At 74.9% G+C, this 24,388-nt stretch carries 23 protein-coding genes, 1 pseudogene and 1 riboswitch; of the genes and pseudogenes, 10 read left to right on the forward strand and 14 right to left on the reverse strand.

Annotation, left to right across the window (positions count from 1 at the left end; genetic code table 11):
• Positions 1 to 194: 194 nt before the first annotated feature.
• Both AFB00_RS32900 and AFB00_RS02760 read left to right on the forward strand, forming a co-directional pair.
• On the forward strand, positions 195 to 338 hold the full coding sequence (locus AFB00_RS32900) for a hypothetical protein (protein ID WP_156819342.1): 144 nt from the start codon (positions 195 to 197) through the stop codon (positions 336 to 338).
• A 152-nt stretch (positions 339 to 490) separates the two neighbouring features.
• Positions 491 to 1,417, forward strand: a complete 927-nt coding sequence (locus tag AFB00_RS02760) for a sulfite exporter TauE/SafE family protein (protein ID WP_068795896.1) — start codon at positions 491 to 493, stop codon at positions 1,415 to 1,417.
• A 39-nt stretch (positions 1,418 to 1,456) separates the two neighbouring features.
• Here the strand turns inward: AFB00_RS02760 and AFB00_RS02765 are convergent, their stop codons facing one another.
• Positions 1,457 to 3,421: an FAD/NAD(P)-binding protein gene (locus AFB00_RS02765; RefSeq protein ID WP_068799951.1), complete on the reverse strand. Its 1,965-nt coding sequence runs from the start codon at positions 3,419 to 3,421 to the stop codon at positions 1,457 to 1,459.
• A gap of 453 nt (positions 3,422 to 3,874) precedes the next feature.
• Here AFB00_RS02765 and AFB00_RS02770 point away from each other — a divergent pair, with 453 nt between their 5' ends.
• The 3 genes from AFB00_RS02770 (at position 3,875) to AFB00_RS02780 (ending at position 5,914) form a co-directional block, all read left to right on the forward strand.
• Entirely contained in the window at positions 3,875 to 4,135 is a 261-nt protein-coding gene (locus AFB00_RS02770) for a hypothetical protein (protein WP_068795897.1), read from the forward strand.
• Positions 4,136 to 4,184: 49 nt separating this feature from the next.
• Entirely contained in the window at positions 4,185 to 4,967 is a 783-nt protein-coding gene (locus AFB00_RS02775; RefSeq protein WP_068795898.1) for an enoyl-CoA hydratase-related protein, read from the forward strand.
• Positions 4,968 to 5,074: 107 nt separating this feature from the next.
• Positions 5,075 to 5,914, forward strand: a complete 840-nt coding sequence (locus AFB00_RS02780) for an NAD-dependent protein deacetylase (protein ID WP_068799952.1) — start codon at positions 5,075 to 5,077, stop codon at positions 5,912 to 5,914.
• A 9-nt stretch (positions 5,915 to 5,923) separates the two neighbouring features.
• Here AFB00_RS02780 and AFB00_RS33825 read toward each other — a convergent pair whose 3' ends face one another.
• A complete protein-coding gene (locus AFB00_RS33825) occupies positions 5,924 to 6,097 on the reverse strand; it encodes a hypothetical protein (protein WP_197520014.1) in 174 nt (57 codons plus the stop codon).
• Positions 6,098 to 6,141: 44 nt separating this feature from the next.
• On the opposite strand from AFB00_RS33825, the gene AFB00_RS02785 reads away from it, so the two are divergent.
• Positions 6,142 to 7,107 carry a zinc-binding dehydrogenase gene (locus AFB00_RS02785; RefSeq protein ID WP_068795899.1) on the forward strand — a complete coding sequence of 322 codons (966 nt, stop codon included), beginning with the start codon at positions 6,142 to 6,144 and terminating at the stop codon, positions 7,105 to 7,107.
• Between the two features lie 205 nt (positions 7,108 to 7,312).
• Entirely contained in the window at positions 7,313 to 7,780 is a 468-nt protein-coding gene (locus AFB00_RS02790) for a MarR family winged helix-turn-helix transcriptional regulator (protein ID WP_156819343.1), read from the forward strand.
• An 88-nt stretch (positions 7,781 to 7,868) separates the two neighbouring features.
• Here the strand turns inward: AFB00_RS02790 and lepA are convergent, their stop codons facing one another.
• The gene (gene lepA, locus AFB00_RS02795) at positions 7,869 to 9,731 is read right to left on the reverse strand and encodes a translation elongation factor 4 (RefSeq protein ID WP_068795901.1); all 1,863 of its coding nucleotides are present in this window, start codon (positions 9,729 to 9,731) and stop codon (positions 7,869 to 7,871) included.
• A 306-nt stretch (positions 9,732 to 10,037) separates the two neighbouring features.
• Here lepA and rpsT point away from each other — a divergent pair, with 306 nt between their 5' ends.
• A complete protein-coding gene (gene rpsT, locus AFB00_RS02800) occupies positions 10,038 to 10,304 on the forward strand; it encodes a 30S ribosomal protein S20 (protein WP_068795902.1) in 267 nt (88 codons plus the stop codon).
• A 96-nt stretch (positions 10,305 to 10,400) separates the two neighbouring features.
• On the opposite strand, the gene holA is transcribed toward rpsT, so the two are convergent.
• On the reverse strand, positions 10,401 to 11,387 hold the full coding sequence (gene holA, locus AFB00_RS02805) for a DNA polymerase III subunit delta (protein WP_083275942.1): 987 nt from the start codon (positions 11,385 to 11,387) through the stop codon (positions 10,401 to 10,403).
• A 131-nt stretch (positions 11,388 to 11,518) separates the two neighbouring features.
• A riboswitch (SAM riboswitch) is annotated at positions 11,519 to 11,669 on the forward strand.
• 6 nt (positions 11,670 to 11,675) lie between these two features.
• Here holA and thrC point away from each other — a divergent pair.
• Positions 11,676 to 12,941, forward strand: coding sequence for a threonine synthase (gene thrC, locus AFB00_RS02810; protein ID WP_068795904.1), 1,266 nt, complete (start codon positions 11,676 to 11,678; stop codon positions 12,939 to 12,941).
• Between the two features lie 264 nt (positions 12,942 to 13,205).
• On the opposite strand, the pseudogene AFB00_RS35720 reads toward thrC, so the two are convergent.
• From AFB00_RS35720 to rsfS, 7 genes and pseudogenes are all read right to left on the reverse strand, one after another.
• Positions 13,206 to 15,392 (reverse strand): annotated as a pseudogene (locus AFB00_RS35720) (ComEC/Rec2 family competence protein); the annotation flags it as partial.
• Positions 15,389 to 16,357 (reverse strand): helix-hairpin-helix domain-containing protein, encoded by a 969-nt coding sequence (locus tag AFB00_RS02820; RefSeq protein ID WP_231974185.1) that lies wholly within the window; start codon positions 16,355 to 16,357, stop codon positions 15,389 to 15,391. The gene AFB00_RS02820 and the pseudogene AFB00_RS35720, both read right to left, overlap by 4 nt.
• Positions 16,358 to 16,483: 126 nt before the next feature.
• On the reverse strand, positions 16,484 to 17,371 hold the full coding sequence (locus AFB00_RS02825; protein ID WP_068795906.1) for a DegV family protein: 888 nt from the start codon (positions 17,369 to 17,371) through the stop codon (positions 16,484 to 16,486).
• 10 nt (positions 17,372 to 17,381) lie between these two features.
• Entirely contained in the window at positions 17,382 to 18,848 is a 1,467-nt protein-coding gene (locus AFB00_RS02830) for a xylulokinase (protein WP_068795907.1), read from the reverse strand.
• Positions 18,845 to 19,591, reverse strand: a complete 747-nt coding sequence (gene octT, locus AFB00_RS02835) for a diglucosylglycerate octanoyltransferase (protein WP_068795908.1) — start codon at positions 19,589 to 19,591, stop codon at positions 18,845 to 18,847. The genes AFB00_RS02830 and octT overlap by 4 nt, the downstream gene beginning before the upstream one ends.
• On the reverse strand, positions 19,584 to 20,204 hold the full coding sequence (locus AFB00_RS02840) for a histidine phosphatase family protein (RefSeq protein ID WP_068795909.1): 621 nt from the start codon (positions 20,202 to 20,204) through the stop codon (positions 19,584 to 19,586). Before AFB00_RS02840 ends, octT begins: the two co-directional genes overlap by 8 nt.
• Positions 20,201 to 20,587, reverse strand: coding sequence for a ribosome silencing factor (rsfS, locus tag AFB00_RS02845; RefSeq protein WP_068795910.1), 387 nt, complete (start codon positions 20,585 to 20,587; stop codon positions 20,201 to 20,203). Before rsfS ends, AFB00_RS02840 begins: the two co-directional genes overlap by 4 nt.
• A gap of 151 nt (positions 20,588 to 20,738) precedes the next feature.
• On the opposite strand from rsfS, the gene AFB00_RS02850 reads away from it, so the two are divergent.
• Positions 20,739 to 21,578 (forward strand): MaoC family dehydratase, encoded by an 840-nt coding sequence (locus AFB00_RS02850; protein WP_068795911.1) that lies wholly within the window; start codon positions 20,739 to 20,741, stop codon positions 21,576 to 21,578.
• A gap of 25 nt (positions 21,579 to 21,603) precedes the next feature.
• On the opposite strand, the gene AFB00_RS02855 is transcribed toward AFB00_RS02850, so the two are convergent.
• From AFB00_RS02855 to AFB00_RS02865, 3 genes are all read right to left on the reverse strand, one after another.
• Positions 21,604 to 22,284, reverse strand: coding sequence for a hypothetical protein (locus tag AFB00_RS02855; RefSeq protein ID WP_156819345.1), 681 nt, complete (start codon positions 22,282 to 22,284; stop codon positions 21,604 to 21,606).
• 163 nt (positions 22,285 to 22,447) lie between these two features.
• Entirely contained in the window at positions 22,448 to 23,608 is a 1,161-nt protein-coding gene (locus tag AFB00_RS02860; RefSeq protein WP_156819346.1) for an enolase C-terminal domain-like protein, read from the reverse strand.
• Complete coding sequence (locus AFB00_RS02865; RefSeq protein ID WP_068795913.1) at positions 23,605 to 24,378, reverse strand: HpcH/HpaI aldolase family protein; 774 nt, start codon at positions 24,376 to 24,378, stop codon at positions 23,605 to 23,607. Before AFB00_RS02865 ends, AFB00_RS02860 begins: the two co-directional genes overlap by 4 nt.
• Positions 24,379 to 24,388 lie beyond the last annotated feature (10 nt).

Here is a 24,388-nt window from a genome sequence, read left to right on the forward strand (position 1 = left end):
GCGATGCGGTGCGGGGCCGGGCCCGACGTGGGATGGCCCACGCCGTCCCGCTCCGCCCGGCACGCCCCGCCCGGCACGTGCCTCACATCCGCTGGTCAGGACCCACCCGCCCAGGGTGTCCGGACACCATCGCCCACGTCCCGGACCGCGGACGAGAGGTTGTCCGGAACGGTGCGGGGTTTCACGATGGTGTGGTGACCGAGACCGACCGCCGCATCGACCGCACGCCTGCGGCCGCATCGCACCCGGCGTCGTCGCGGCACCTGGTCGCGCTCCTCGAACGGTTCTGGCCGTCCCGGCGGCTCGACGCGTTCGACGAGTTCTGTCCGGCCCACTGACGCCGCTGTCCGGACAGCCCGTCCGGCCCCCCGGGTTCCGATCCCGGCCGGGTCGGCCCGCGCGCACGTCCGCACCCGGCCCGTGACCGTCTGCACCGTCCCGCTCCGCGGCCGGCGTCCGTCCCGGCCCGCGCCCCACCTCGAGAGAGATCATGCGCACCCTCATCGTGTTCGCCGTCGTCGGGCTGCTCGCACAGCTCGTCGACGGCGCCCTGGGCATGGCCTACGGCGTCACCTCCACCAGCCTGCTGCTCGTCGCCGGCATCAACCCGGCCACCGCCAGCGCGTCGGTACACCTCGCCGAGGTGGGCACCACGCTCGCCTCCGGCGCCGCGCACTGGCGGTTCGGCAACGTCGACTGGAAGCTCGTCCTCAAGCTCGGCGTGCCCGGCGCGGTCGGCGCGTTCCTCGGTGCGACCGCGCTGTCGGCGCTGTCCACCGACGCCGCGGCGCCGTACATGTCGGGCGTCCTGCTCGCGCTCGGCGTCTACATCCTGCTGCGGTTCTCGATCCGGCCGCCGAAGGTCGCGACCGCCCGCCGGACCCCGCACGGGGCGAGGTTCCTGTCCCCGCTCGGCCTGGTCGCCGGGTTCGTCGACGCCTCGGGCGGCGGCGGCTGGGGCCCGGTCTCGACCCCGGCCCTGCTCGGCGCCGGCAAGACGGCACCGCGCACCGTCGTCGGGTCGGTGGACACCTCGGAGTTCCTCGTCGCGGTGGCCGCGAGCGTCGGCTTCCTGATCGGCCTCGGGCACGAGGTGCTCGACCCCTACACCATCGGCGGGCTGCTCATCGGTGGCGTCCTGGCCGCGCCGCTGGCGGCCTGGCTGGTCACCAAGATCCCGGCTCCGGTGCTGGGCTCGGCGGTGGGCGGGATCATCATCCTGACCAACGCCCGGACGATCCTCAACGCGTTCGACGCCGGGACCGTCACCGCGGTCGCGGTCTACGTCGTCGTGGTCGCGGCCTGGATCGCCGCCGTCTCGGCCGCCGTGGCGCGGCTGCGCCGCAGCCGCGAGGAGGGCGCCGCGCTCGCCGGGGCCACCGACGCGGATCCGGAGCCGGTCGCCTCGCGCGACTGAACGGATCCCACGGCGCTCCGCCGCACCGGCCCCGGCGGGTCAGGCGGCGGAGCGCCGGCGTGCCGGGGGTTCCGGGAGCGCCGCGAGCACCGCGCGGGCGACGGCGTCGTTGTAGCGCAGGCTCTGTGCGTTCATCCCGGGCCGGGTGAAGGCCCCGGCGACCTTCACCGTGGTGTGCGGCCCGACCGCGAACCGCTGCTCGTGCACCCCGCCGGACGCGGTGTGCAGCGCGCCGTCGGCCGGGCGTACGGACAGCAGGCCGGTGCTGCGCAGCACCGCCCCGTCGTCGTCGCGCAGGATCTCCTCGACCGCCTCCCCGCGGGCCAGCAGATCGGCCAGCAGCGGGTCCGCGGTGCGCGCCAGGCTCGGGTCCGGGAGGCGGGCGTCGACGAGCACCGCGGCCGTCACCGGCCCGGCACCGGCCAGCGTCGCACTGGTCGCGTGGAACCCGCGGTCGTCGAGCGTCACGTCCATCCCGGCACCGAGGAACTGCACGAAGCCGGCACGGGAGAGCGCGAGCAGCTCGCGGACCCGGAAGCCGGGCGGCCCGGAGGCGACGGAGTTGAAGAAGCTCTGCCACCACGGGAGGTCCCGGGCCCGCGACCGGGGCGAGAGCACCCCGGAACCGGCGAGCCGGGTCGTCTCGGTGTAGACCGACAGCATCGCGACGAACGCACCGAGGTGCGGGGTGTGCCGCTCGTCGACGTGCTGGCGCAGGTCCTCGGCGATCCGGGCGCGGACCAGCGGTTGCAGGGTGCCGAGATCGGGTGCGGTGATCCCGTCGAGCGGCCGGTCCAGCGCGGTCAGGTCCAGCCGGTCCAGCGGGTCCGGCACCGTGCGCTCGACGAGCGCGGCCTCCTCCGCCGAGCCGTGCGCCGCGGCCTCGAACCGGGTGGCGAAGTCCGCCCAGCCGGTGCGGACGCGGTCCGGGTGGCCGTGGAACAGCTCGTGGTACCAGCCCCAGCCGATCTCCTTGGCCATCAGCGGCCAGACCTGCCCACCGACGTCGACCGGGCCGCCGCCGTCGATCAGCGCGTCGGTGACCTCCGGGGTGAGGAAGTGCGGCAGCGGCGGGCGCCCGCCGCGCAGCTGGTAGTGCGTCTTGGAGTGGTACGTCGCGCCGCGCGGCGACCCGGCGACGAGGACCGGCTCCCGGCCGGAGGGGACGTAACGCAGGGCCTGCGGGTCGGCGGGGTCCGACGGGTCGACGACGTACCGGCCGCCGCGGCCCTCGAACAGCAGCACGGCCAGGTCGACGAACGCGAGGCCGAGCCCGCGGGCCAGCACCCGCTCCCCCGGCTCGATCACCGACAGGTCCGAGTCCGAGGTCTGCTCCGGCGGCAGGTACCGCAGCCCGAGCTCGCGGGCCCGGTCCTGCAGCGCCCGCTCCGCGTCGGTCGGGGTGGCGTCGAGATGGCCGGAGGCGAGCACGACGGCGTCGGCCCGCAGCGTGCTGCCGTCGGCCAGCCCGACCAGCTGGTCGGGCCCGTCCTCGGTGAGCGACTCCGCGCCCGTGCGGTGCAGGTGCACCCGCATCCCGGCGGGCGCGCGGGCGATCACCTCGCGCAGGACCGCGGCGAGGTAGTGGCTCTGCAGGCGCCGGGTCGGGAACGTCGACGCCGTGACCGTGGCCAGCTCGGCGGCCGCCGCGGGCCCCAGCTCGGCGACCGGGTCGCCGTGCTCGCGCAGCTCCCGCGCCCAGTCCCAGAACGACGGTCCGGGGGTGACCGGCCCGGCACACACCACCGAGTCGTCGGTCCACATGGTGACGTCGGCGGCCATCGAGTTCATCGCGAGCAACGACGACTGCGCCGAACGCCAGATCCGCCCGGCGCCGGGCGGGAACGGATCGACGAGGTGGACGTCGAGCCCTGGCCCGTCGAGCGCGCGGGCGTACAGCTCGGGGCCGCTGGCGACCATTCGTTCCAGCAGGCCGGTCCCGCGGGGACCGGCGCCGACGATCACGACGGAGGGGGCTCGGGACGACGACGCGACACGGGGCACGGGCACTCCTGGGCGACGGGACGGACGGCGGGGACCGTGTCCGACACGCCGGGGCGCAGGCGGCAGAGATCGACGTGCCGCCGCTTGACCAGGCGGAGCTCCACGTCTCCACGGTAGGCCGCGGGACCGTCCGTGGCCACCCATCGGCGGGCCGGTGACCGTGCGGGTGCTACTCGTCCGAATCGTCCGATGTCTACCCGATCCGGTGATGACGGCGCCGCCGGACGCCCGTCCGGCGCAGAATGTGCAGGCTGCGCTGGACTGCGACCACGACCGGTCACCGACGCCGCGCGCCCGGTCACCGTGTCCTGCGTCGCACCTGTGTTCTACCGGACGTAAAAGTCGCTCGGGAGGGGTACAACGGAGTACGAGCCCCTTGATCAACCACTCATCAGCCACTGATCGACCGCTGAGCCCCGGAACGATCCCGACACGTTCAACGGAGAACGTCGCATGACTGCAGAGCTGACCCGGCCGGCCGCACCCGTCCCCGCCGCCCCGCCCGAACCGGCACCGATCGAGACCCCGGCCGAGCCGCACGGGCGGACCGCCGTCCACCGGCTGCTCGACTCCCTCGACGAGCTGGTCCGCAGGCACCGGGCACTCGTCGCGCACGACGGCGGCAGTGCGAACCTGCACGCCGAGCTGATCGCCGCCGAGCTCGACCAGCAACTCGCCGTGCTGCGGGCGATGCCGCGCCAGTACCGCTGCTGAGCCCTCGCGTGCGGGCCGGTCCCGTCCGTCGCGGCGCTACGGTGCGGGTGTGAGCACCGATGCCGCCGAACTGGTCCGTCTCGACGTCGCCGACGGGATCGCGACGATCACCCTCGACTCGCCGCACAACCGCAACGCGCTGTCCGCGCAGCTGCGCCGGGAGCTGCTCGCCCACCTCGACGCCGCGATCGCCGACGACGCCGTCCGGGTGGTGGTGCTGACCCACACCGGGACCGTGTTCTGCTCGGGCATGGATCTCAAGGAGTCCCGCGGCGCCGGTGCGCGGGACCAGGGCGTGACCGAGGTGCCCCGGATCCTCACGACGCTGTGGGACTCCCCGACGCCGGTGGTCGCCCGGATCGCCGGGCCCGCCAGGGCCGGCGGGGTCGGGATCGTCGCGGCCTGCGACCTGTCGGTCGCGGCCGAGTCGGCCACGTTCGCGTTCTCCGAGGTCCGGATCGGCCTGGTCCCCGCCGTCATCTCGGTGACCGTGCTGCCGCGCCTGTCCGCGCGCGCCGCGCACGAGCTGTTCCTGACCGGCGAGACGTTCGACGCCCGGCGCGCCGCCGCGATCGGGCTCGTCAACAGCGCCGTCCCGGACGACGGCCTGGACGCCGAGGTCGAGCGCTACACCGGCATGCTGCGGCTCGGTGCACCCGCCGCGCTGGCCGGTGCCAAGCGGATGCTGCGCCGTACCCGGCCGGACTCGATGGCCGAGGACTTCGCGGCGATGAACGACCTGTCCGCCGGGTACTTCGCCTCCGAGGAGGGCCAGGAGGGCATCCGCGCCTTCGGCGAGAAGCGCCCGCCGTCCTGGGTCCGCCCGGTCTGAGCGCCACCGCCGGACGGCACACCCCCGTGGCGCGACGACGCCCCGCCGGGACGGGTGTGCCGTTCGACCGGGAGCGGCCGGCCCGGGGTGTGTCTACCCTCGGATCCATGACGGTCCTCAGCGCGGATCCGGGCGCGGTCTGCGAGCTGTTGTCCGGGCGCCGGCTGGTCGTCCTCACCGGGGCCGGGTTGTCGACCGACTCCGGGATCCCGGACTACCGCGGTCCCGGATCCCGCCCGCGCAACCCGATGACCTACTCCGAGTTCGTCTCCGGGCCGACGGCGCAGCGCCGCTACTGGGCGCGCAGCCACGTCGGCTGGGCCCGGATGCGCCGGGCCGATCCGAACGCCGGGCACGTCGCGCTGGCGGCGCTGGAGGCGGCCGGCGTCGTCGACGGCCTGATCACCCAGAACGTCGACGGCCTGCACGACGTCGCCGGGCACCGCAGGGTCGTCGACCTGCACGGGCGGATCGACCAGGTCGTCTGCCTGGACTGCGGGCGCACCACGGCGCGCGACGTGCTGCAGGAGCGGCTCACCGTCCTGAACCCCGGGTTCACCGAGGCGCACAGCGCCACCGTGGAGACCGCTCCGGACGGCGACGCCGCCGTCGAGATCACCGACGGCTTCCGGATCGCCGGCTGCGCCAGCTGCCACGGGGTGCTGAAGCCGCACGTGGTGTTCTTCGGGGAGAACGTGCCGAAGGACCGGGTCGCACGGTGCTACGCCCTGGTCGCGTCGCTGACCCCGGACGACGGCGCGCTACTGGTCGCCGGGTCCTCGCTGACCGTGATGTCCGGGCTGCGCTTCGTCCGGGCCGCGCACCGGGCCGGGGTGCCGGTGGTGATCGTGAACCGCGGGGTCACTCGCGGCGACGACCTCGCCGACCTGCGGATCGACGCCGGCTGTTCGGAGACGCTCGGCGCCCTGGCGGCACAGCCGGTCTGAGCCGCCCGGTCAGTCCCGCCCGTCCGGGGCCCGGTCGAAGCGCCGGGTCACCCGGTCCAGGCCCAGCGCGACGGCGGCGCACAGCGGGAGCACGACGACGGTCACGAACACGACCTGGAACCCGAACGGCAGCTGGGTCAGCCACAGCTCGAACGCGTCCCAGGCGTCGATGATCGTGCGCACGCTCCACACGGTAGTACGTCCGTTCACGCGTTAGGTTCGGGCCCATGTTCGCCGTGTACGCCCGTGAGCCCGACGCCGATGCTCCGCTCGACTCCCTCGTCGTGGGTGAGCGGCCCGATCCCGAGGTCCCGGACGGCTGGGTCTCGGTGAACGTGTCCGCCGCCAGCCTCAACATGCACGACCTGTGGACGCTGCGCGGCGTCGGCATCAAGCCCGACCAGTTCCCGATGATCCTCGGCTGCGACGGCGCGGGGACGCTCGACGACGGCACGCCCGTCGTGCTCTACCCGATCATCGGCGACCCCGACTGGCGGGGCGACGAGACCCTCGACCCGAAGCGGACCCTGCTCACCGAGCGCCACCAGGGCACGATGGCGGAGAAGGTCGTCGTGCCGGCGCGCAACGCCGTCCCCGCCCCGGAGGGCCTGAGCCCGGCCCAGGGCGCCGTGCTCGGCACCGCGTGGCTCACCGCCTACCGGATGCTGTTCACCCGCTCGGGCCTGCAGCCGGGACAGACCGTGCTGGTGCAGGGCGCCTCCGGCGGCGTCTCGACGGCACTGGTCCAGCTCGGCCGGGCCGCGGGCTTCCAGGTGTGGGTCACCGGCCGGGACGAGGAGAAGCGTGCCCTCGCCGAGCGGCTCGGCGCGCACGCCACGTTCGAGTCCGGGGCGAAGCTGCCGGGCAAGGTCGACGCCGTCATGGAGTCGGTCGGCGAGGCCACCTGGAAGCACTCGATGCGGGCCCTTCGCCCCGGCGGGCGGATCGTCATCTGCGGTTCGACGTCGGGTCCCAACCCGCCCGCCGACCTGCAGCGGCTGTTCTTCCTGCAGCTCGAGGTCGTCGGGTCGACGATGGGCACCCGGCAGGAGCTGGCCGACCTCGTGCGCTTCGTCTCCACCGCGGGCATCGCGCCGGAGATCGGCACGGAGCTGCCGATGACCTCGGCGCCGGAGGCCTTCGCGGCGATCGCCGAGGGGCGGACCGCGGGCAAGATCGTACTGACCCGTTGAGTCCGTCCATCGGTACTGCGCGCCGAGGCGTTACGTGATGGGTGTGTGATTCTGTCGTGATGCGGGGTCACTGCGCCGTACGGTATGTGTCTGTGCTGGTCGAGGGCGCGTTCGTCACCGCAGTGTGACGACCGCCCGGCGCCCGGGGGCGGTTTCCGCAGGACAGCATCGGATTTCGGGCGATTGACAAGTACAGTGCGTCATCGTGACCGAGCCTTACAGTCGACGGGCGTCGGGTACGGCCACGGTGGCCGCACCCGCGCCTGGAGCCACGGGTGTCGTCGAGTTCCTGGACCGGGTCGACCACGCCGTGGTCACCGCCCTGTCCACCAACCCCTCAGCGACCGACGTCAGCCGCGACGGCTGGCGGGTCCTGTTGATGCTCGCCCGCGGCAACGGCCGCAGCATGGGCGAGGTCGCTGGACACACGGCGCTGCCCGCCCCGACGGCGACCCGCATCGTGGATCGTCTGGTCGAGAAGAAGCTGGCCTACCGGTCGGCCGACCCGCTCGACCGGCGGCGCGTACTGGTGCACCTGTCGGCGGAGGGACGGACCGTCGTGGAGTCGGTGTGCCAGCGCGTGCAGCGCATCCTCTCCCCCCGACGTGCACCCGGCCGTTCCGCCCCGTGCGACAGCACGATCCCCGGACCCCGGGCAGGCTCGGTCATGTAGGCCGCCGGCTCCCGCTCCCCGCCCCCACCACGTACAGCACGGGCCCGGAACCCCCTGAGGGATCCGGGCCCGCTCTCGTGTCCCGCCCCTACTTCTTGGGCTTCTCCGTGGCCTGCCCGCCGCCGGTGGACAGCGCCGCGACGAAGGCCTCCTGCGGGACGTCGACCCGGCCGATCGTCTTCATCCGCTTCTTGCCCTCCTTCTGCTTCTCCAGCAGCTTGCGCTTGCGGCTGATGTCGCCGCCGTAGCACTTGGCGAGCACGTCCTTGCGGATCGCGCGGATCGTCTCCCGAGCGATGACCCGCGAGCCGACGGCGGCCTGGATCGGGATCTCGTACTGCTGGCGGGGGATGAGCTCGCGCAGCTTCGTCGCCATCGAGGTGCCGTAGGCGTAGGCCGACTCCTTGTGCACGATCGCCGAGAACGCGTCGACCGCCTCACCCTGCAGCAGGATGTCGACCTTCACCAGGTCCGCGACCTGCTCGCCGGACTCCTCGTAGTCGAGGCTGGCGTAACCGCGGGTGCGCGACTTCAGGTTGTCGAAGAAGTCGAAGATGATCTCACCGAGCGGCATCGTGTAGCGCAGCTCGACCCGGGACTCGGAGAGGTAGTCCATGCCCCCGAGCTGGCCGCGCCGGCTCTGGCAGAGCTCCATGATGGTGCCGACGAACTCCGACGGCGCCAGGATCGTGATCCTGGTGATCGGCTCGCGGACCTCGCCGACCTTGCCCACCGGCCAGTCGCTCGGGTTGGTGACCTCGAGCTCCTCGCCGTCGTCGGTGGTGACCTGGTAGACGACGTTCGGCGCGGTCGAGATGAGGTCGAGCCCGTACTCGCGCTCCAGCCGGTCCCGGGTGATCTCCAGGTGCAGCAGGCCGAGGAAGCCGCAGCGGAAGCCGAAGCCCAGTGCCGCCGACGTCTCCGGCTCGTAGGTGAGCGCCGCGTCGTTGAGCTGCAGCTTGTCCAGGGCCTCGCGCAGGTCCGGGTACTGCGAGCCGTCGATCGGGTAGAGCCCGGAGTAGACCATCGGCTTCGGCTCGCGGTAGCCGGTCAGCGGCTGCTGCGCCCCGTTGCGCTTGGACGTGACGGTGTCGCCCACCTTGGACTGCCGGACGTCCTTCACCCCGGTGATCAGGTACCCGACCTCACCGACACCGAGCCCGACGCTCGGCTTGGGCTCCGGCGAGACGATGCCGATCTCCAGGAGCTCGTGCTCGGCCCCGGTGGACATCATCTTGATCCGCTCGCGCGGCGAGAGCGTGCCGTCGACCACACGGACGTAGGTGACGACACCGCGGTAGGTGTCGTAGACCGAGTCGAAGATCATCGCCCGGGCCGGTGCGTCGGCGTCCCCGACCGGGGCCGGGACCTGCGCGACGACGGCGTCCAGCACCGCCTCGACGCCCTCACCGGTCTTGGCCGAGCAGCGCAGCACGTCGCCGGGGTCGCAGCCGGTGATGTGCGCGATCTCGGCCGCGTAGCGCTCCGGGTCGGCGGCGGGCAGGTCGATCTTGTTCAGGACCGGGATGATGTGCAGGTCCTTCTCCATGGCCAGGTACAGGTTGGCCAGGGTCTGCGCCTCGATCCCCTGCGCCGCGTCGACCAGCAGGATCGCGCCCTCGCACGCCTCCAGCGCCCGGGAGACCTCGTAGGTGAAGTCGACGTGGCCGGGGGTGTCGATCAGGTGCAGCACGTGGTCGGTCGCCACGCCGTCGGCGTCCTTCGCCGTCCACGGCAGGCGCACGTTCTGCGCCTTGATGGTGATCCCGCGCTCGCGCTCGATGTCCATCCGGTCCAGGTACTGGGCCCGGGCGTCACGCGCCTGGAGCACCCCCGTCACCTGCAGCATCCGGTCGGCCAGAGTGGACTTCCCATGGTCGATGTGCGCGATGATGCAGAAGTTCCGGATGCGCTCCGGCGGGGTGAACGTGCGGTCGGCGTACGTCGTCACTCGGCTGTACTCGGCTTTCGCTCATGCGTCGGGGGTGCGGGCACTGGGGCCATCGTCCCATGTCGGGCGCGGCGGGCGGCGCGGCACCACGTGCGGGGCGCCCGGTGCCGCAGGACGTGCCCCGCCCGACCCGGGGCGGACGCCCCGGGCGCCGCTGGTAACCTTGTCCGTCGAGCGCTCGGCGTGCTCGCCCGGAACGGTTCTGGACCCTCTCTCCAGCCATGCCGTTCGGTGCCGCCGGAGCGGAACCGGACGCAGAGCAAGCAGACCAGCCGAATCCAGCAGGCAGGAAGACCAGAGGCGAACGTGGCCAACATCAAGTCGCAGATCAAGCGGGTCAAGACCAACGAGAAGCGTCGGCAGCGCAACAAGTCGGTGAAGTCCTCGGTCAAGACCGCCATCCGGAACTTCCGTGAGGCTGCCGACCAGGGCAACACCGACACCGTCGTCGAGCTGCACCGCAAGGCGGCCAAGGCGCTGGACAAGGCGGCCGGCAAGGGCGTCATCCACCGCAACCAGGCCGCGAACCGGAAGTCGGCCATGGCCAAGCAGCTGAACAAGATCGGCTCCTGAGCCACCTGAACCAGCTCGACGGCGGCGCCATCCCGGATCCGGGGTGGCGCCGCCGTCGTGTTCCGGTCGTGGTCCGCACGTCGCGGGCCCGCCCGCTCAGCGCGGGGTGCGGGCGTTCACGACGGCCAGGACGGCCCGCTCCAGTGCGTACTCCGGGTCGGCGGCCACACCCTTGACCTCGGCGTTCACCTGTGCGGCGGCCGCGATGGCGACCGCCAGCTGCTCCGGGCGCCACTGGCGCACCACGCCCTGGGCCTTGCGGATCTTCCACGGCGGCATGCCCAGCTCCCCGGCCAGCCGGTTCGGGTCGCCCCGGCCGGCGGAACCGACCTTGGCCAGCGTGCGCACCGCATCTGCCAGTGCGTCGGCGACCAGGACGTGCGGGACGCCGAGCACCAGCGCCCAGCGCAGTGCCTCCAGCGCCCCCCGGCGGTCGCCGGCCACGGCGGCGTCGGCGACGGCGAACCCGGAGGACTCCGCCCGGCCCCGGTGGTAGCGCCGCACCTCGGGCTCGCCGATCTTCCCGCCGGTGTCGGCCACCAGCTGCCCGGCCGCCGCGGCGAGTTCCCGGAGGTCCGAGCCGACCGCCTCGACAAGCGTCGCGAGCGCGCCGTTGGTGATGCTCCCGCCGTGCCGCCGCACCTCGGCGTGCACGAAGTCGGACCGCTCGTCCGCCCTGGTGATCCGGTTGCAGGTGGTGACGTGCGCCCCGGCCTTCTTCATCACGTCGAGCAGGGCCTTGCCCTTTGCTCCCCCGGCGTGCAGCGCCACCAGGACGATCCCGTCCGCCGGGTCCCTGGCGTAGTCGGCGACGGCCGCGACGAGATCCTTCGTCGCGTCCTGCGCATGTGTGAGCACGATCACCCGACCCTCGGCGAACAGCGACGGGCTCAGGTGCCCGGCCAGCTCCCCCGGCACGACCTCGGAGGTGCGGAAGTGCCGCAGCTCGACCTCGAGATCGCGGGCGCGGATCCGGCCGACCAGCTCGGACACCGCCCGTTCGGCCAGGAACTCCTCGTCGCCGACCACCAGCTGCAGCGGTGCGGGCGGCCCGGTGTCACGAGTCCTGCTCACGCCCACCATCGTGGCCCACACCCCCGACAACCGGTGAGCCGCGTCCCGATCCGGGTGGATCCGCTGGCCAGCCGCGCACCGTGTCCAGTACCGTCCCGGACACACAGCCGGGTGATCTTCGCTCGGCCACAACCGAATATGGCTCATCCAGAGGGGCAGAGGGAACGGCCCGTTGAAGCCCCGGCAACCGGCGTCGCACGACGATCCGCCCGAGCCGCGCACCCGCGTGGCGAGGACGTCGACGAACACGGTGCCAATTCCGCCCGCCGCTTCCGGCGGGACAGATGAGGAGATCTCGTGACTCTCACTGCTGTCCCCGAAACCACGTCCTACGACCTGGGTTCCGCCCGGGCCCTGTCCTGCCGCGAGTGCCGGCACCAGGTCCCGCTGGCCGCGGAGTTCGCCTGTCCCCGCTGTTTCGGGCCGCTCGAGGTCGCCTACGACTTCCCGAAGGTCACCCGCGCGGGGATCGAGGCCGGGCCGAAGTCGATCTGGCGCTACAAGGACCTGCTCCCGGTGCCCTCCACCGTGCAGGAGCACCCCAACACCGAGCCCGGCCTGACCCGGCTGATCCAGGCCGACAACCTGGCCAAGGCCCTCGGGGTCCGCAAGATCTGGGTGAAGGACGACACCGGCAACCCCACCCACTCGTTCAAGGACCGCGTCGTCGCGGTCGCCCTGGCCGCGGCCCGTGAGCTGGGCTTCTCCGTGCTGTGCTGTCCCTCCACGGGCAACCTGGCGAACGCCGTCGCGGCGGCGGCGGCCCGGGCCGGCTGGGACTCGGTCGTGCTCATCCCGTCCTCGCTGGAGCAGCCGAAGATCATCACGACCGCGGTGTACGGCGGGACGCTGCTCGCGGTCGACGGGAACTACGACGACGTCAACCGGCTCGCCACCGAGCTCGCCGCCGAGCACGAGGACTGGGCGTTCGTGAACGTGAACGTGCGGCCCTACTACGCGGAGGGCTCGAAGACGCTGGGCTACGAGGTCGCCGAGCAGCTCGGCTGGCGGTTGCCGCAGCAGGTCGTCGTGCCGGTCGCGTCCGGCTCGCAGCTCACCAAGATCGACAAGGGCTTCACCGAGCTGGGCACGCTCGGCCTGGTCGAGCCGACCCCGTACACGGTCTTCGGTGCCCAGGCGACCGGGTGCTCGCCGGTCGCGTCGGCGTTCGAGGCCGGGCACGACGTGATCCAGCCGCAGAAGCCGGACACCATCGCGCGCTCGCTGGCCATCGGCAACCCGGCGGACGGTCCCTACGTGCTGGACTCGGTGCGGCGCACCGGCGGCTCCATCGGCCACGTGTCCGACGAGGAGGTCGTCGCCGGCATCCGGCTGCTGGCCGAGACCGAGGGCGTGTTCGCCGAGACCGCGGGCGGGGTGACGGTGGCGACCACCAGGAAGCTCCTCGAGGCCGGCGCGCTCGACCCGGACGCGGAGACCGTCCTCATGATCACCGGGGACGGCCTGAAGACCCTCGACGCCGTGTCCGGCCAGGTCGGGCCGACCGCGACCGTGCCGTCGACCAGCGCCGCGGTGCGCGAGGCGCTGGCCGGCCGCGGCTGATCCCGCACGACCGGCCCGGCGGTTCCGCCGCCCGGGAGCGGGGCGTGGCCCGCCCCGGGCGACCAGCTGCAGCGACGCCGGGTCCGCTCCGGCCACCGCCACGTCGCCGGAGCGGTCGGTCCGCGCGACGGCGACGCCCGAACGCAGCAACCGGTCGACCAGCTCCGGGTCCGGGTGCCGGTAGGTGTTGCCGTTCCCCACGCTGACGAGCGCCGCCCGGGGCCGGACCGCGCCGAGCAGCTCGGGCAGGGTCTTGCGCGAACCGTGGTGCGGGAGCTTGAGCACGTCGGCCCGCAGGTCCGCGCCGGAGGCGAGCAGGTCGTCCTGCGCGGCCAGCTCGACGTCACCGGTCAGCAGGACGGTGCCGACCGGTGTGCTCGCCCGGACGACGAGCGAGCCGTCGTTCACGGCCGTGCCGTCCTCGCCGTCGACGGAGGCGGGCGGGTGCACCGGGCCGAGCACCTCCAGCCGCAGGCCCGGCCGCTCCAGCACGACGCCCCGGCTCAGCCCCACGACGGGAGCGCCCGCGGTCGCCGCCGCGGCGGCGACCGCGCGCAGGCCGGACGCCGGATCCCGCACCGGTCCCACCGCCACCGCACCGACCGCCCGGCCCCGCAGCGCCCCGGCGAGCCCGCCGTCGTGGTCGGCGTGCAGGTGGCTGAGGACGACCAGGTCCAGCACCTCGACCCCGAGCCGGTCCAGGCAGGCGTCGACCGCGTCGTCGGCGGGCCCGGCGTCGACGAGCACCGCGTGCCCCGCGACGGCCGTCGCGAGGACCAGTGCGTCGCCCTGGCCGACGTCGCAGGCCACGATCCGCCACCCGTCGGGCGGCCAGCCGGGCGGGGCGAACCGGGTCGGGACCAGCACCACCAGCGCCCCGACGAGCAGGGCCACCAGCAGCGCCCGCCAGCGCGGTACCCGGCCCATCCCCAGCAGCGCGAGCAGCAGCCCCGCGAGCAGCAGCGCGCCCCCGGTGCCGGCCGGCCACGGCACGGTCGCACCCGGCACCGCCGCCGCCCGGTCCCCGACGAGCACCAGCCAGCGCACGAACGGCCCGGCGAGCCAGGCGCACAGCCAGGCCGCCTCCGGCGAGACCGCCGACAGGACCGCGCCGAGCACGCCGAGCACGGTCGCCGGCGCCACCGCCGGGGCGGCCAGCAGGTTCGCCGCGATCGTGACGAGCCCGACCTGCCCGTTCAGCCCGGCGATCAGCGGTGCCGTCGCGATCGCCGCGGCCACCGGCACGACCAGCGCCTCGGCCGGGCCGGGCGGCAGGCCACGCGCGCGCAGGGCGGCCACCCAGCCGGGCCCGAGCAGCACCAGCGCCCCGGTGGCGACGACCGAGAGCGCGAACCCGGCGTCCACGGCGAGCGCCGGGTCGTGGAGCAGCAGGACCAGCACCGCCGTCGACAGTGCGGGGACCGCCGACCGGGCCCGCCCGGCCGCGAGCGCCAGCAGCACCACCGCCCCCATCACCGCGGCGCGCAGCACCGACGGGGAGGGCCGGGCGAGCACGACGAAGCCGACCAGTGCGAGCATCGCCGCCGCCGCGGCGATCCGCGGATCGGCCCGGAACAGCCGCAGGACCAGCAGCACGGCGCCGGTCAGGATCGCGACGTTGGCTCCGGAGACCGCGACCAGGTGCGCGAGCCCGGCGGTGCGGAAGTCCTCCTCGGTCTCCGGGAGCTGGGCGCGGACGTCGCCGATCGCGAGACCCGGCAGCAGCCCGGCCGGTGCCGGCGGCAGCGCGGCGGACGCCGCGGCGCGCAGCCCGTCGCGCAGGGCACCGGCGCCGGTCTGCCACCACGGCGGGGCCGCGACGTCCTGCGGCGCACCCCGGACCCGCAGCACCGCGACGGTGAGGTCGGCGCGCTGCGCCGGGGCGAGCAGCCCGGCCGCGGAGACCTCCTGGCCGGGCAGCAGGCCGGTCCAGCCCTCGGCCGGGACCAGCAGCAGGATCCGCCCGCCGCTCACCCAGCGCGTGTCCCCCGCCGTGGCCGACACCAGCTCCGCCGGGACCAGTGCGGTGGCCCGCCCCGGCGCCTGCGCACCGGCCGCGGACCGCAGCTCCCGCGGGTCGTCGGTGAGCACCACCCGCACCTCCGCTGCGGCGCCGCGGTCGGCGTGCGCACGCAGCGGGTGCCCGGCCACCCCGGACGCGTGGCCGGTCACGAGCACCGCGGCCACGACGGCACAGCCACCGGCCGCCAGGACGGTCGCGGCCGGAGCCGCGGCCCGGGCGCTGATCCGGGACCGCAGCACCGCCGTGATCACCAGGGCCGCCGCCACCAGTGCGGCGGCGATCCCCCCGGCGGGGCCGCCGAGCAGTCCGCACAGCACCGCCGCCCAGGTGGCGAGCGCCGCCGGGACCAGCCGCAGGTCCGGCGGAGCCGGTCGGTCCGCCGGATCGCTCTCGCGGGCGCGGCCCCGGCGCCCGGCCCGGGCGGTCACACCCGCACCAGCGGCCGGAGGTTCGCGAACCGGCGCTCACCGATGCCGTCGATCTCCCGCAGCTGCTCCACCCGGCTGAACCGGCCGTTGGCCGCCCGCCAGTCGATGATCTTCCCGGCGGTCACCGGCCCGACGCCCGGCAGCGCGTCGAGATCGGCGGCCGTGGCCGTGTTGAGGTCCACCGCGGCACCGGGTGCACCGCCCGATCCACCCGCCGCGGCGGCTCCGGCTCCGGGCTCGGTGCCGGATCGGGTGCCGGGCTCGGCCCCGGACGCCGGCTCCCCGCCGGGCTCGGGCAGCACGGGCGATCCGTCGGCGGCGGGCGGTACGCCGATCGCGATCTGCTCGCCGTCGCCGACCCGGCGGGCCAGGTTGAGCACGGCGAGATCGGTGCCCGGGAGCGCACCGCCCGCCGCCTGGACCGCGTCGGCCACCCGGGCCCCGGCGGGCACCCGGACCAGCCCCGGCCTGCTCACCCGGCCGACGATGCTGACCACCAGCGGTCCGGGCGCCGCCGGCGGGGCGGCCACCGGGTCGGCCGGGCCGGGCCCGTCGGAGGCCGTGACCGCAGGGAGCCCGGTCACGGGCTGCGCGACGGGCCGGCCCGACCACACACCCACGCCGGCGACGACCGCACCGACGAGCACCACGGCCACCAGGGCGACCGCCCCCGGCCGCCCCGGATCCACCCGCGCGCCCTGCAGCGACGGCGGCAGCCACCGCTGCAGGGCGCGGCGCCACCAGGACGGGCGGCCACCGGGCGGTGGGCGGTCCGGCCCCGCGCCGGGCGGCTCCGCGCGGCCCGGGACCGGGCCACGGTGGCCGCCGCCCGGGCGCGGGAGCGGGAGCGGCACCGTCGGTGGGTCGGGCCGGGGACCCTCCGGCGGGCGCGGACCGGGCCCCGGGCGCCCGCCCAGCCCGGCGAGACGCCGGGACGGGTCACGGGACAGGGCCGGGTGCGTCACCTCCCCGACGCTACGAACGATCCGGCCGGGTGCACCGGCGATCCGCGGGGCTGTGGATCGATCGACGGCTTGGGGACCGATCGCGCCCGGCAGGCCTGCACCGGACCCGGGTGTCGGGGCCCGGTGCTAGGTTCCGCCGGGGTGTTCCTCGTCCGTCGACCCGGCGGGGACGACCACGACGCCCACCACACCGGTCCCGGTGTGCGCGCCGAGTACGGCGCCGACCTCCGAGACGTGCAGCTCGGACGCCTCCGGAAGCTCCTCGCGCAGCCGGTCGGCGATGTCTTCCGCCCGTTCGGGCGCCCCGAGGTGGTGCACCGCCAACCGGGCCCCGGGCCCGCCGGCCGCGGCGACCGCGAGCGCCACCAGCCGGGTGGTGGCCCGCGACCGGGTCCGGACCTTCTCCAGCGGGGCGATCCGCCCCTCGGTCAGGTGCAGCAGCGGGTTGACCGACAGCGCGGCGCCGACCAACGCCTGCGCCGCGCCGATCCGCCCGCCGCGGCGCAGGCGCTCCAGGTCGGCGACCGCGAACAGGACCCGGCACCGGGCCGCCACGGACGCCGCGCAGGCCTCGACCCGGGCCACGTCGGCACCGGCCGCGGCGGCGTCCGACGCGGCGAGCACGGCGAAGCCCAGCCCCATCGCGATCGCCCGGGAGTCGACCACCCGGATCCGGTCCGGCGCGATCTCCCGGGCCGCGGCGCGGGCGGCGTCCCAGGTGCCGGACAGCTCCCGGGACAGGTGCACCGACACGATCCCGGGCGCCCCGGCGTCGAGGATCTCGCGGTAGCGCTCCGCGAATGAGGCCGGCGAGGGCCGCGAGGTCTGCACGAGCAGGTTCCGCTCGGCCAGCGCGGCGACCAGCTCGTCCGGGGTGACGTCGACGCCGTCGCGCGCGGTCCGGTCGCCGAGACGCACCTCCAGCGGGACGACCCGGATCCCGCGCCGCCGCGCCGCACCGGGCGGGAGGTGGGCGGTGGAGTCGGTGACCACGGCGACCGGCGGGCTGGGCACCCGGCGGAGACTACCGGCCGGGACCGGCGCCCCCGGTGAACAGCGGGGCCAGCGCCCGCTGGGCGGCGCGGTACCGCTCGTGCGCCTCGTCGTACCGGGCCCGTACCCGGGGATCGGGCCGGAACTCGCGCTCGGTGCGGACCATCCGTGCCGCCAGCTCCGGCACCGAACCGGCGGTGCCGGTGGCCAGTGCGGCGAGCATCGCCGCACCCAGCACCCCGGCGTCCCGCTCGGCGGCCCGGCGCAGCGGCCGGTCCAGCACGTCCGCCCTGACCTGGCACCACAGGTCGCTCGCGGATCCCCCGCCGCAGACCGTGAGTGCCTGCGCCGGGTGCCCGGCGGCCTGCTCCAGCGGTCCGAGGACGTGCCGGGCCACGTGCGCCACCCCTTCGAGGACCGAGCGGGCCAGCTCCGCCCGCCCGGTGCCGAACGTCGCGCCCAGCCAGTGCCCGCGCAGCTCCGGGTCCCACACCGGTGCGCGCTCACCGGCGAGCTGCGGCAGGAACAGCAGTCCGTCGCTGCCCGTGGTCGCGGTCCCGGCGAGGTCGAGCAGCTCGGGCACGCCGAGGCCGAGCGCACCGGCGGCCCAGACCAGCGCGTCGCCACCGGCCTGGGTCGGCCCGGCGTGCACGTGCAGCCCGCGCCAGGTGGGGAACGTGACGACGCCCGGTGCCGTGCCGCCCGGCCGGGCCGCCATCGCGAGCACCTCGGACGTCCCGGCGATGTCGATGGCGTCGCCCGGGGCGGCGATCCCGCCGCCGAGCAGCGCGGACCAGGCGTCCATCGTCCCGACGGCGACCGGCAGGCCCGCCGGGAGACCCCCGGCACCGGTGGTCTCCCCCGCCACCGACGCCGGGTCGGCCAGCGGCGGTAGCCGGTCGAGCAGGCCGGGGACCAGCAGGTCCGGCCAGTCCGGGTACCCGGCGCCGTCCGGCTCGACGAGCCCGACCGCCGACAGCGGATCGGCCACCGCCGTGCCGGTGAGCCGGAGCAGCAGCCAGTCCTTCGGCGCGAGCAGCCGGGTGGCGCGGGCCCAGGCGTCCGGCCGGTGCCCGGCCAGCCAGGCGGCGCGGGCCACCGGGTGCGAGGCGTCCACGACGCCGAGCCCGCCGCGCACCCGCGCGCGCTCCGCCGGGGCGAGCCGGTCCCCCAGGGACGCGGCGACGGCCGAGCACCGGCCGTCCTGCCAGGTGATCGCGGGGTGCACCGGGACACCGCCGGCGTCGACGACCAGGTGCGTGTTGACCTGCGAGCAGAGACCGACCGCCGTCACCCCGCGCAGCGCTCCCGCGGCGCCGAGATCGGCCACGGCCCCGCACAGCCCGGCCCACCAGTCCGCCGGGTCCTGCTCGGCGTGGCCGGGCCGTGGCCGGTGCGTCGGGTGCCGGCGGGCCGCGCCGGCGCCCCGGACGCCGTCCTCGTCGAACACCGCGGCCTTCACCGAGGTGGTACCCAGATCGATGCCCAGCAGGGTCACGCCCGCTCCTCCCCGGCCGGGACGGGCGCCGGGTCCAGCTGCGCGGCCAGCGCCTCGCCCACCAGCCGGTGCCCGGCCCAGCCCCAGTGCATGCCGTCCGGGTTGCCGTGCCCACCGAGCACGTGCGCACCGACGAGCCGCGGGACGTCCAGGACCGAGACGTCCGGGGCGGCGGCCGCCCAGGACCGGACCGCGGCCTCGGTCGCGGCCCGGTGCGGGTGCGCGAACCCGTAGTCGGCGGCCCGGTGCACCGACGGCAGCAGCGCCACGACCGGCAGCCCGGGCCGGATCGCGTGCACCGCGGCGCGGCACCGTTCCAGGTAGGCGACGGTGAGCCGGCTGGGCAGCGTGGCCGGGCCACCGCCGGGCAGCCGGGCCAGTGCCGGGGCCAGCCGCGGCTGGGCCCGGCGGTAGGCCGAGCGCACCGCGTGCCGCAGCGGCGCGGGGCGCAGCACCGGGATCAGCTCCCGCAGCGCCGTCGGCAGCGGGGAGGGCAGCGCGTCCATCCCGGACACGCCGAGCACGAGCGCGCCGGCCCGCGGCAGTGCCGCCCAGACCCGGGGGTCGCCGCTGACCGCCGCCCAGGCGTGCCGGGCCGTCCAGCCGGCCCTGGCGACCAGCTCCACCGAGCCGCCGAGCCGGGCCGCAGCGACGTTGGGCCACAACCGCGGCTCGTCGGCGGGGTAGGGCCGTTCGGGACCGTGGAACGCCAGCGAGTCGGCGACGACCAGCAGGTCAGGCACCGATGTTGTACCCGGAGAGCCGCCACCGGGGATGGTCGGACCGGCGGGCGACGACGGCCCACTTGGCGTTGCCCATCCCGCCGATCACCGGCCAGGCCGACTCGGGGAGGTCGAGCAGCCCGCAGACCAGCCCGGCGATCATGCCGCCGTGCGCGACGAGCAGCACCGAGCGTTCGGCCGGGTCGTCGGCGTACTGGGCGTCGAGCTCGTCGACCACCGGCATCGACCGGTCGACGACGTCCACCCGGGATTCCCCGCCCGGCGGCGCCCAGCGCGGGTCCGACCGCCAGCGGGCGATCGCGCCCGCCTCGTCGGCCTCGATCTCGTCGACCGTGCGTCCCTGCCAGTCACCCAGGTGCGTCTCGCGGAGGCGCTTGTCCACCGACAGCGGCAGCCCGGTCGCCCCGGCGACGGCGGACGCGGTGTCGTGCGCGCGGCTCAGGTCCGAGGTGATGATCCGGTCGAACGGGAACCCGGCGAGCAGCGGGGCCGCCGCCGCGGCCTGGGCCCGGCCCCGCTCGGTGAGCCGGGTGTCGAGATGGCCCTGCATCCGGCCGCCCGCGTTGTACTCGGTCTGGCCGTGCCGCAGCAGGGTGAGCCGGCTCAGGGTCATCCGTCGCCGTCCGTCGCGGCCGGGTCCGGCGCCGGGACCTCGATCGTCGGGCAGTCCTTCCACAGCCGGTCCAGACCGTAGAAGCCGCGCTGCTCGGTGTGCATGACGTGCACGACGATGTCGGTGAAGTCGAGCAGGACCCAGCCGTTGTCGGCGTCGCCCTCGCGCCGGGTCGGCTTGCTGCCGCGCTCGCGCAGCTTCTCCTCCACCGCGTCGACGATCGCCTGCACCTGCCGCTCGTTCTGCGCGGAGGCGAGGACGAAGCAGTCGGTCAGCGCGAGCTGGTCGGACACGTCGATGGCGACGATGTCGGCGGCCTTCTTGTCCGCCGCGGCGGCCGCGGCCACCTTCGTCAGCTCGATCGCCTCCGGTGATGCCGTCACTGCGCCTCAGTCTCCTGCGTGGTAGCTGCGCCCGGCCGTGCTCGGCCGGGCCGCCGACCAGTGTGTCAGCCACCGGACAGGGGGTTGGGTCCCGGGCTCCCCACAGGATAGGTTCTCGTGATCACCGAGGCGCTGTCGGAGGAGGCCCTGCATGGCTCTGGAAGCCGATCTGGAGGGCACGCAGTGCGAGCCGGTCAACGTCGCGTGGGCGCGCGACGACGTGCTGCTCTACGCGCTGGCCGTCGGGGCCGGCGCCGAGGAGCCGACCGCCGAGCTGTCGCTGACCACCGAGAACACCGACGGCGTCCGGAACGTCGTGCTGCCGTCGTTCGTCGAGACGTTCACCCGCACCGCGGTCGTCGCGCTGGGCGACGTCGACCGGTCCCGCCTGGTGCACGCCGAGCAGTCGTTCCGGCTGCACGCGCCGCTGCCGGTGGAGGGCAGGGCGCGGGTCACCGCGACCGTCACCGAGGTCCTGGACAAGGGCACCGGCGCGCTGGTCCGGACCTGCGCGGAGGCCGTCGACGCCGAGACCGGGGTGCCGCTGGCGTCGGCGACCCGGTCGCTGTTCCTGGGCGGCGAGGGCGGCTTCGGCGGCCGGCGCGGCACCTCCGGGCCGTCCCCGGTCCCGGACCGGGCGCCCGACCACGAGGTCACCTACCGGACCTCGCCCGGCCAGGCCCTGCTCTACCGGCTGACCGGCGACCGGAACCCGCTGCACAGCGACCCGGTGTTCGCCGCGAAGGGCGGTTTCGAGCGCCCGATCCTGCACGGCATGTGCACCTTCGGGTTCACCGCCCGCGCGCTCGTCGCGTCGGTCTGCGACGGCGATCCCACGCGGCTCGTCGGCATGGACGCGCGGTTCACCGCCCCCGTCGTGCCCGGCCAGGACCTGACCGTGTCGGTCTGGCGGACCGGGGACGGCGCGGCGTTCCGGACCGTCGCCGGCGGGACGACCGTCCTCGACCGCGGTTCGGCCGAGTTCGCCTGACCCCGGCCGGCCGCCGGGTCCGTGGTCAGGACGCGACGGCCGGGACCCGGGGCGGCGCCGGGTCGCCGGGGTAGTCCGCACCACCCTGGTAGGCGAGCGCGGACAGGACGTCCAGCGCCTCGATCTGCGGGTAGGCGCGGCCCGGGTCCGCCCGGTGCGGCCAGCGGTGGTCGAGATCCCGGAAGGCGACGGCCCGGTGCCGGGTGGTCGCCAGGTACCGGGGGTTGTCCCGGACGAACCGGGCGAACGCGTGCCGCAGCTCCGGGTGGCGGGGCAGCTCGGAGCGGACGAACCGGGCGACGTCCGCTCCGATCTCGTGTACGTACTCCCCGCACAGCTGCACCACGAACGGCACCACCCACGGCTCGTGCACGCCGAACAGCTCACGCACCGCACGCTGGCGGATGCCGGCGTTCTCGTTGCGCGACATCCACGCCGCGACGACGGCCTGGCGGCGCGGCGTGAGCCGGGCCAGGTACCCGGCCGACGGCCACGGGTAGGCGATCCGGTACGGGATCTGCAGCGGGTCGCCGTCCACGTGCACGTCGTGGTCGGCGACCCCGCCCCCGGAGTCCTGCACGAGCTGGGCCGACGCCGCACCCCACGACGCCAGCGCGTGCATCGCCACGTGCGCGTCCCGGCGGACGTGCTGAGGTACCGCGCGCAGCAGCAGCCCGGCGATGGCCGGGGTCGGAACCTCGATCACGAACCCCACGGTAACCCGATCAGGCCAGTCCGGCGTCACCAGCGGTCAGATTTCGCGCTCCGTCATCACCCGATCAGCGCTGGGTGACCACATCCGGAGCCGGTGTCGCGAAACCGGCCCTGCTCGGCGGCACTCGGCCGTACTCACCGGCACTCAGCGGTACTCAGCGGTACTCCACGGTCTCCACCGTGTGCGCCTCGATGCGGTCCCAGTCGTACTCCACGCCGAGCCCGGGCCCGTCGGGCACCGGGACGCAGCCGTCGGCGTCGACCGCGGCCAGGCCGTCGCGGTAGTCGTCGGCGTAGACGAGCTGGCTGCGGCCGATCTCGCTGGATTTCGGGTGCACGAACGACATCTCGTAGTAGTTCGTGTTCCGCAGCGACGCCATGAGCTGGCGCTGGGCCGGGCCCGGGGTGTGCAGCTCGACGTCGAGCCCGAGCCCCTCGGTGGCGTGCGCGATCTTGAGCGCGCCGGTGATGCCGCCGTCGTACTCGGCGTCGGCGCGCACGAAGTCGGTGCCGCCGCCGACCACGAAGTCCACGTGCTGCTCCAGCCCCCGCACGTGCTCGGTCTGCAGCAGCGGCGTCCGGATCAGCTCCCGCAGCCGCTTGTGCCCGAAGATCGAGATCCCGGTGTCCTTGTACGGGTCCTCCAGCCAGAGGAAGTTCGCCTCGTCGCAGGCCCGGCCGACCTGCACGGCGTGCGCGAACGTCTCCAGCTTGCAGCCCGGGTCGAGCATGAGGTCCATGTCGGGGCCGACGGCCGCGCGCACCCGCTGGATCGTCTCGACGACCTCGGAGACCTCGTAGACGTCCCAGACGTGCAGCTTGTAGGCCCTGTAGCCCAGCTCCTTGCACTGCACGGCGAAGTCGGCGTAGGCCCCGGGCGAGTCCAGGCCGCCGTTGCGGTCGCCCGCCGCGGTCGAGGCGTAGGCCGGGACCCGGGTCTTCCAGCCGCCGAGCAGCGTGCGGATCGACGCACCGTGCGTGCGGCCGGCGAGGTCCCACAGCGCGATGTCGACGAAGCCCATGCCCATCTTGTCGAACTTGCGGAGCTGGCGCTTCACGTCGTTGTAGATCAGCTCGCGCTGCAGCGGGTCCTTGCCGATCAGGTAGTCGCCGAACATCGCGACCTGGGCGACGGCGACCGAGTTGCCACCCACGTAGCCGCCGACGACGCCGTCGTCGGTGTAGATCCGGATCGCGTAGGCGCTGGTGGGCTTGCGGCTGCCCGGCTCGTAGACCAGCGAGAAGCCGGTCGGGTGCTTGGCGAAGTCGACCATGTCGAACTTCGCCCTGTCGATGCGGATCCGCTCGATCCTCACGCGGCACCACCGTTGCGCGCCGCGTCCAGGTGCGACTTCGCGATCTGCTCGAGGTGCACGACGTCGCAGGCGACGCTGGCGTAGGAGAAGCCCTGCGCCAGCCGGCGGGCGGCGGTGGCGCCGTCCGGGCAGTGGATGCCGCAGGCGATCCCGGCCGCGTCCGCCGCGGCGAGGATCCGCTGCAGTGCCGCGTCGAAGTCGGCGTCGAGGTCCGGATCGGTCGAGGTCCTCCCGCCGAGGGCCAGGCGCAGGTCCGAGGGGCCGACGTAGAGGCCGTCGACGCCGGGCACCGCGGCGATCCGCTCGACGTTCGCCAGGCCGTCCGGGGTCTCGATCATCACCAGGCAGGCGACCTCGTCGTCGGACACCGCGGGCGTCGGGCCGACCCGCAGCTGCGCCCGCATCGGGCCGTAGCTGCGCCGCCCGACCGGCGGGTACCGGGTGGCGGCGACGGCGGACTCGGCGTCGGCGACGGTGTCGACCATCGGGACGATCACGCCGCGGGCGCCGGTGTCGAGCGCCTGGCCGATCCAGAAGGCGTCGTTGGCCTGCACCCGCACCAGGCTCGCGACACCGAAGGTGTCGACGGCGGTGATCGTCGAGAGCACCGCACGGGAGTCGACGAGCCCGTGCTGGGCGTCGATGCAGACGTAGTCGTAACCGGTGCGGGCGATCCGCTCGGTGCCGACCGGGTTGTCGAGCACCACCCAGTACCCGATCGTCTTCTGCCCGGACCGGATCCGGGCGGCGAAACCGTCGGCAGCAGTCATGGTGTGCACC

Origin of the sequence: Pseudonocardia sp. HH130630-07, from assembly GCF_001698125.1 — a bacterium.
In the GTDB taxonomy this organism is placed as follows: Bacteria; Actinomycetota; Actinomycetes; order Mycobacteriales; family Pseudonocardiaceae; genus Pseudonocardia.

Bases quoted from the DNA above. Each gene is read 5' to 3' on its own strand.
- AFB00_RS02850 (WP_068795911.1), top strand. From the start codon at position 20,739: ATGGCTCTGGAAGCCGATCTGGAGGGCACGCAGTGCGAGCCGGTCAAC.
- AFB00_RS02770 (WP_068795897.1), top strand. From the start codon at position 3,875: ATGACTGCAGAGCTGACCCGGCCGGCCGCACCCGTCCCCGCCGCCCCG.
- AFB00_RS02760 (WP_068795896.1), top strand. From the start codon at position 491: ATGCGCACCCTCATCGTGTTCGCCGTCGTCGGGCTGCTCGCACAGCTC.
- AFB00_RS02840 (WP_068795909.1), bottom strand. From the start codon at position 20,204: ATGACCCTGAGCCGGCTCACCCTGCTGCGGCACGGCCAGACCGAGTAC.
- AFB00_RS02865 (WP_068795913.1), bottom strand. From the start codon at position 24,378: ATGACTGCTGCCGACGGTTTCGCCGCCCGGATCCGGTCCGGGCAGAAG.
- AFB00_RS02780 (WP_068799952.1), top strand. From the start codon at position 5,075: ATGACGGTCCTCAGCGCGGATCCGGGCGCGGTCTGCGAGCTGTTGTCC.
- AFB00_RS02785 (WP_068795899.1), top strand. From the start codon at position 6,142: ATGTTCGCCGTGTACGCCCGTGAGCCCGACGCCGATGCTCCGCTCGAC.
- holA (WP_083275942.1), bottom strand. From the start codon at position 11,387: ATGGTGGGCGTGAGCAGGACTCGTGACACCGGGCCGCCCGCACCGCTG.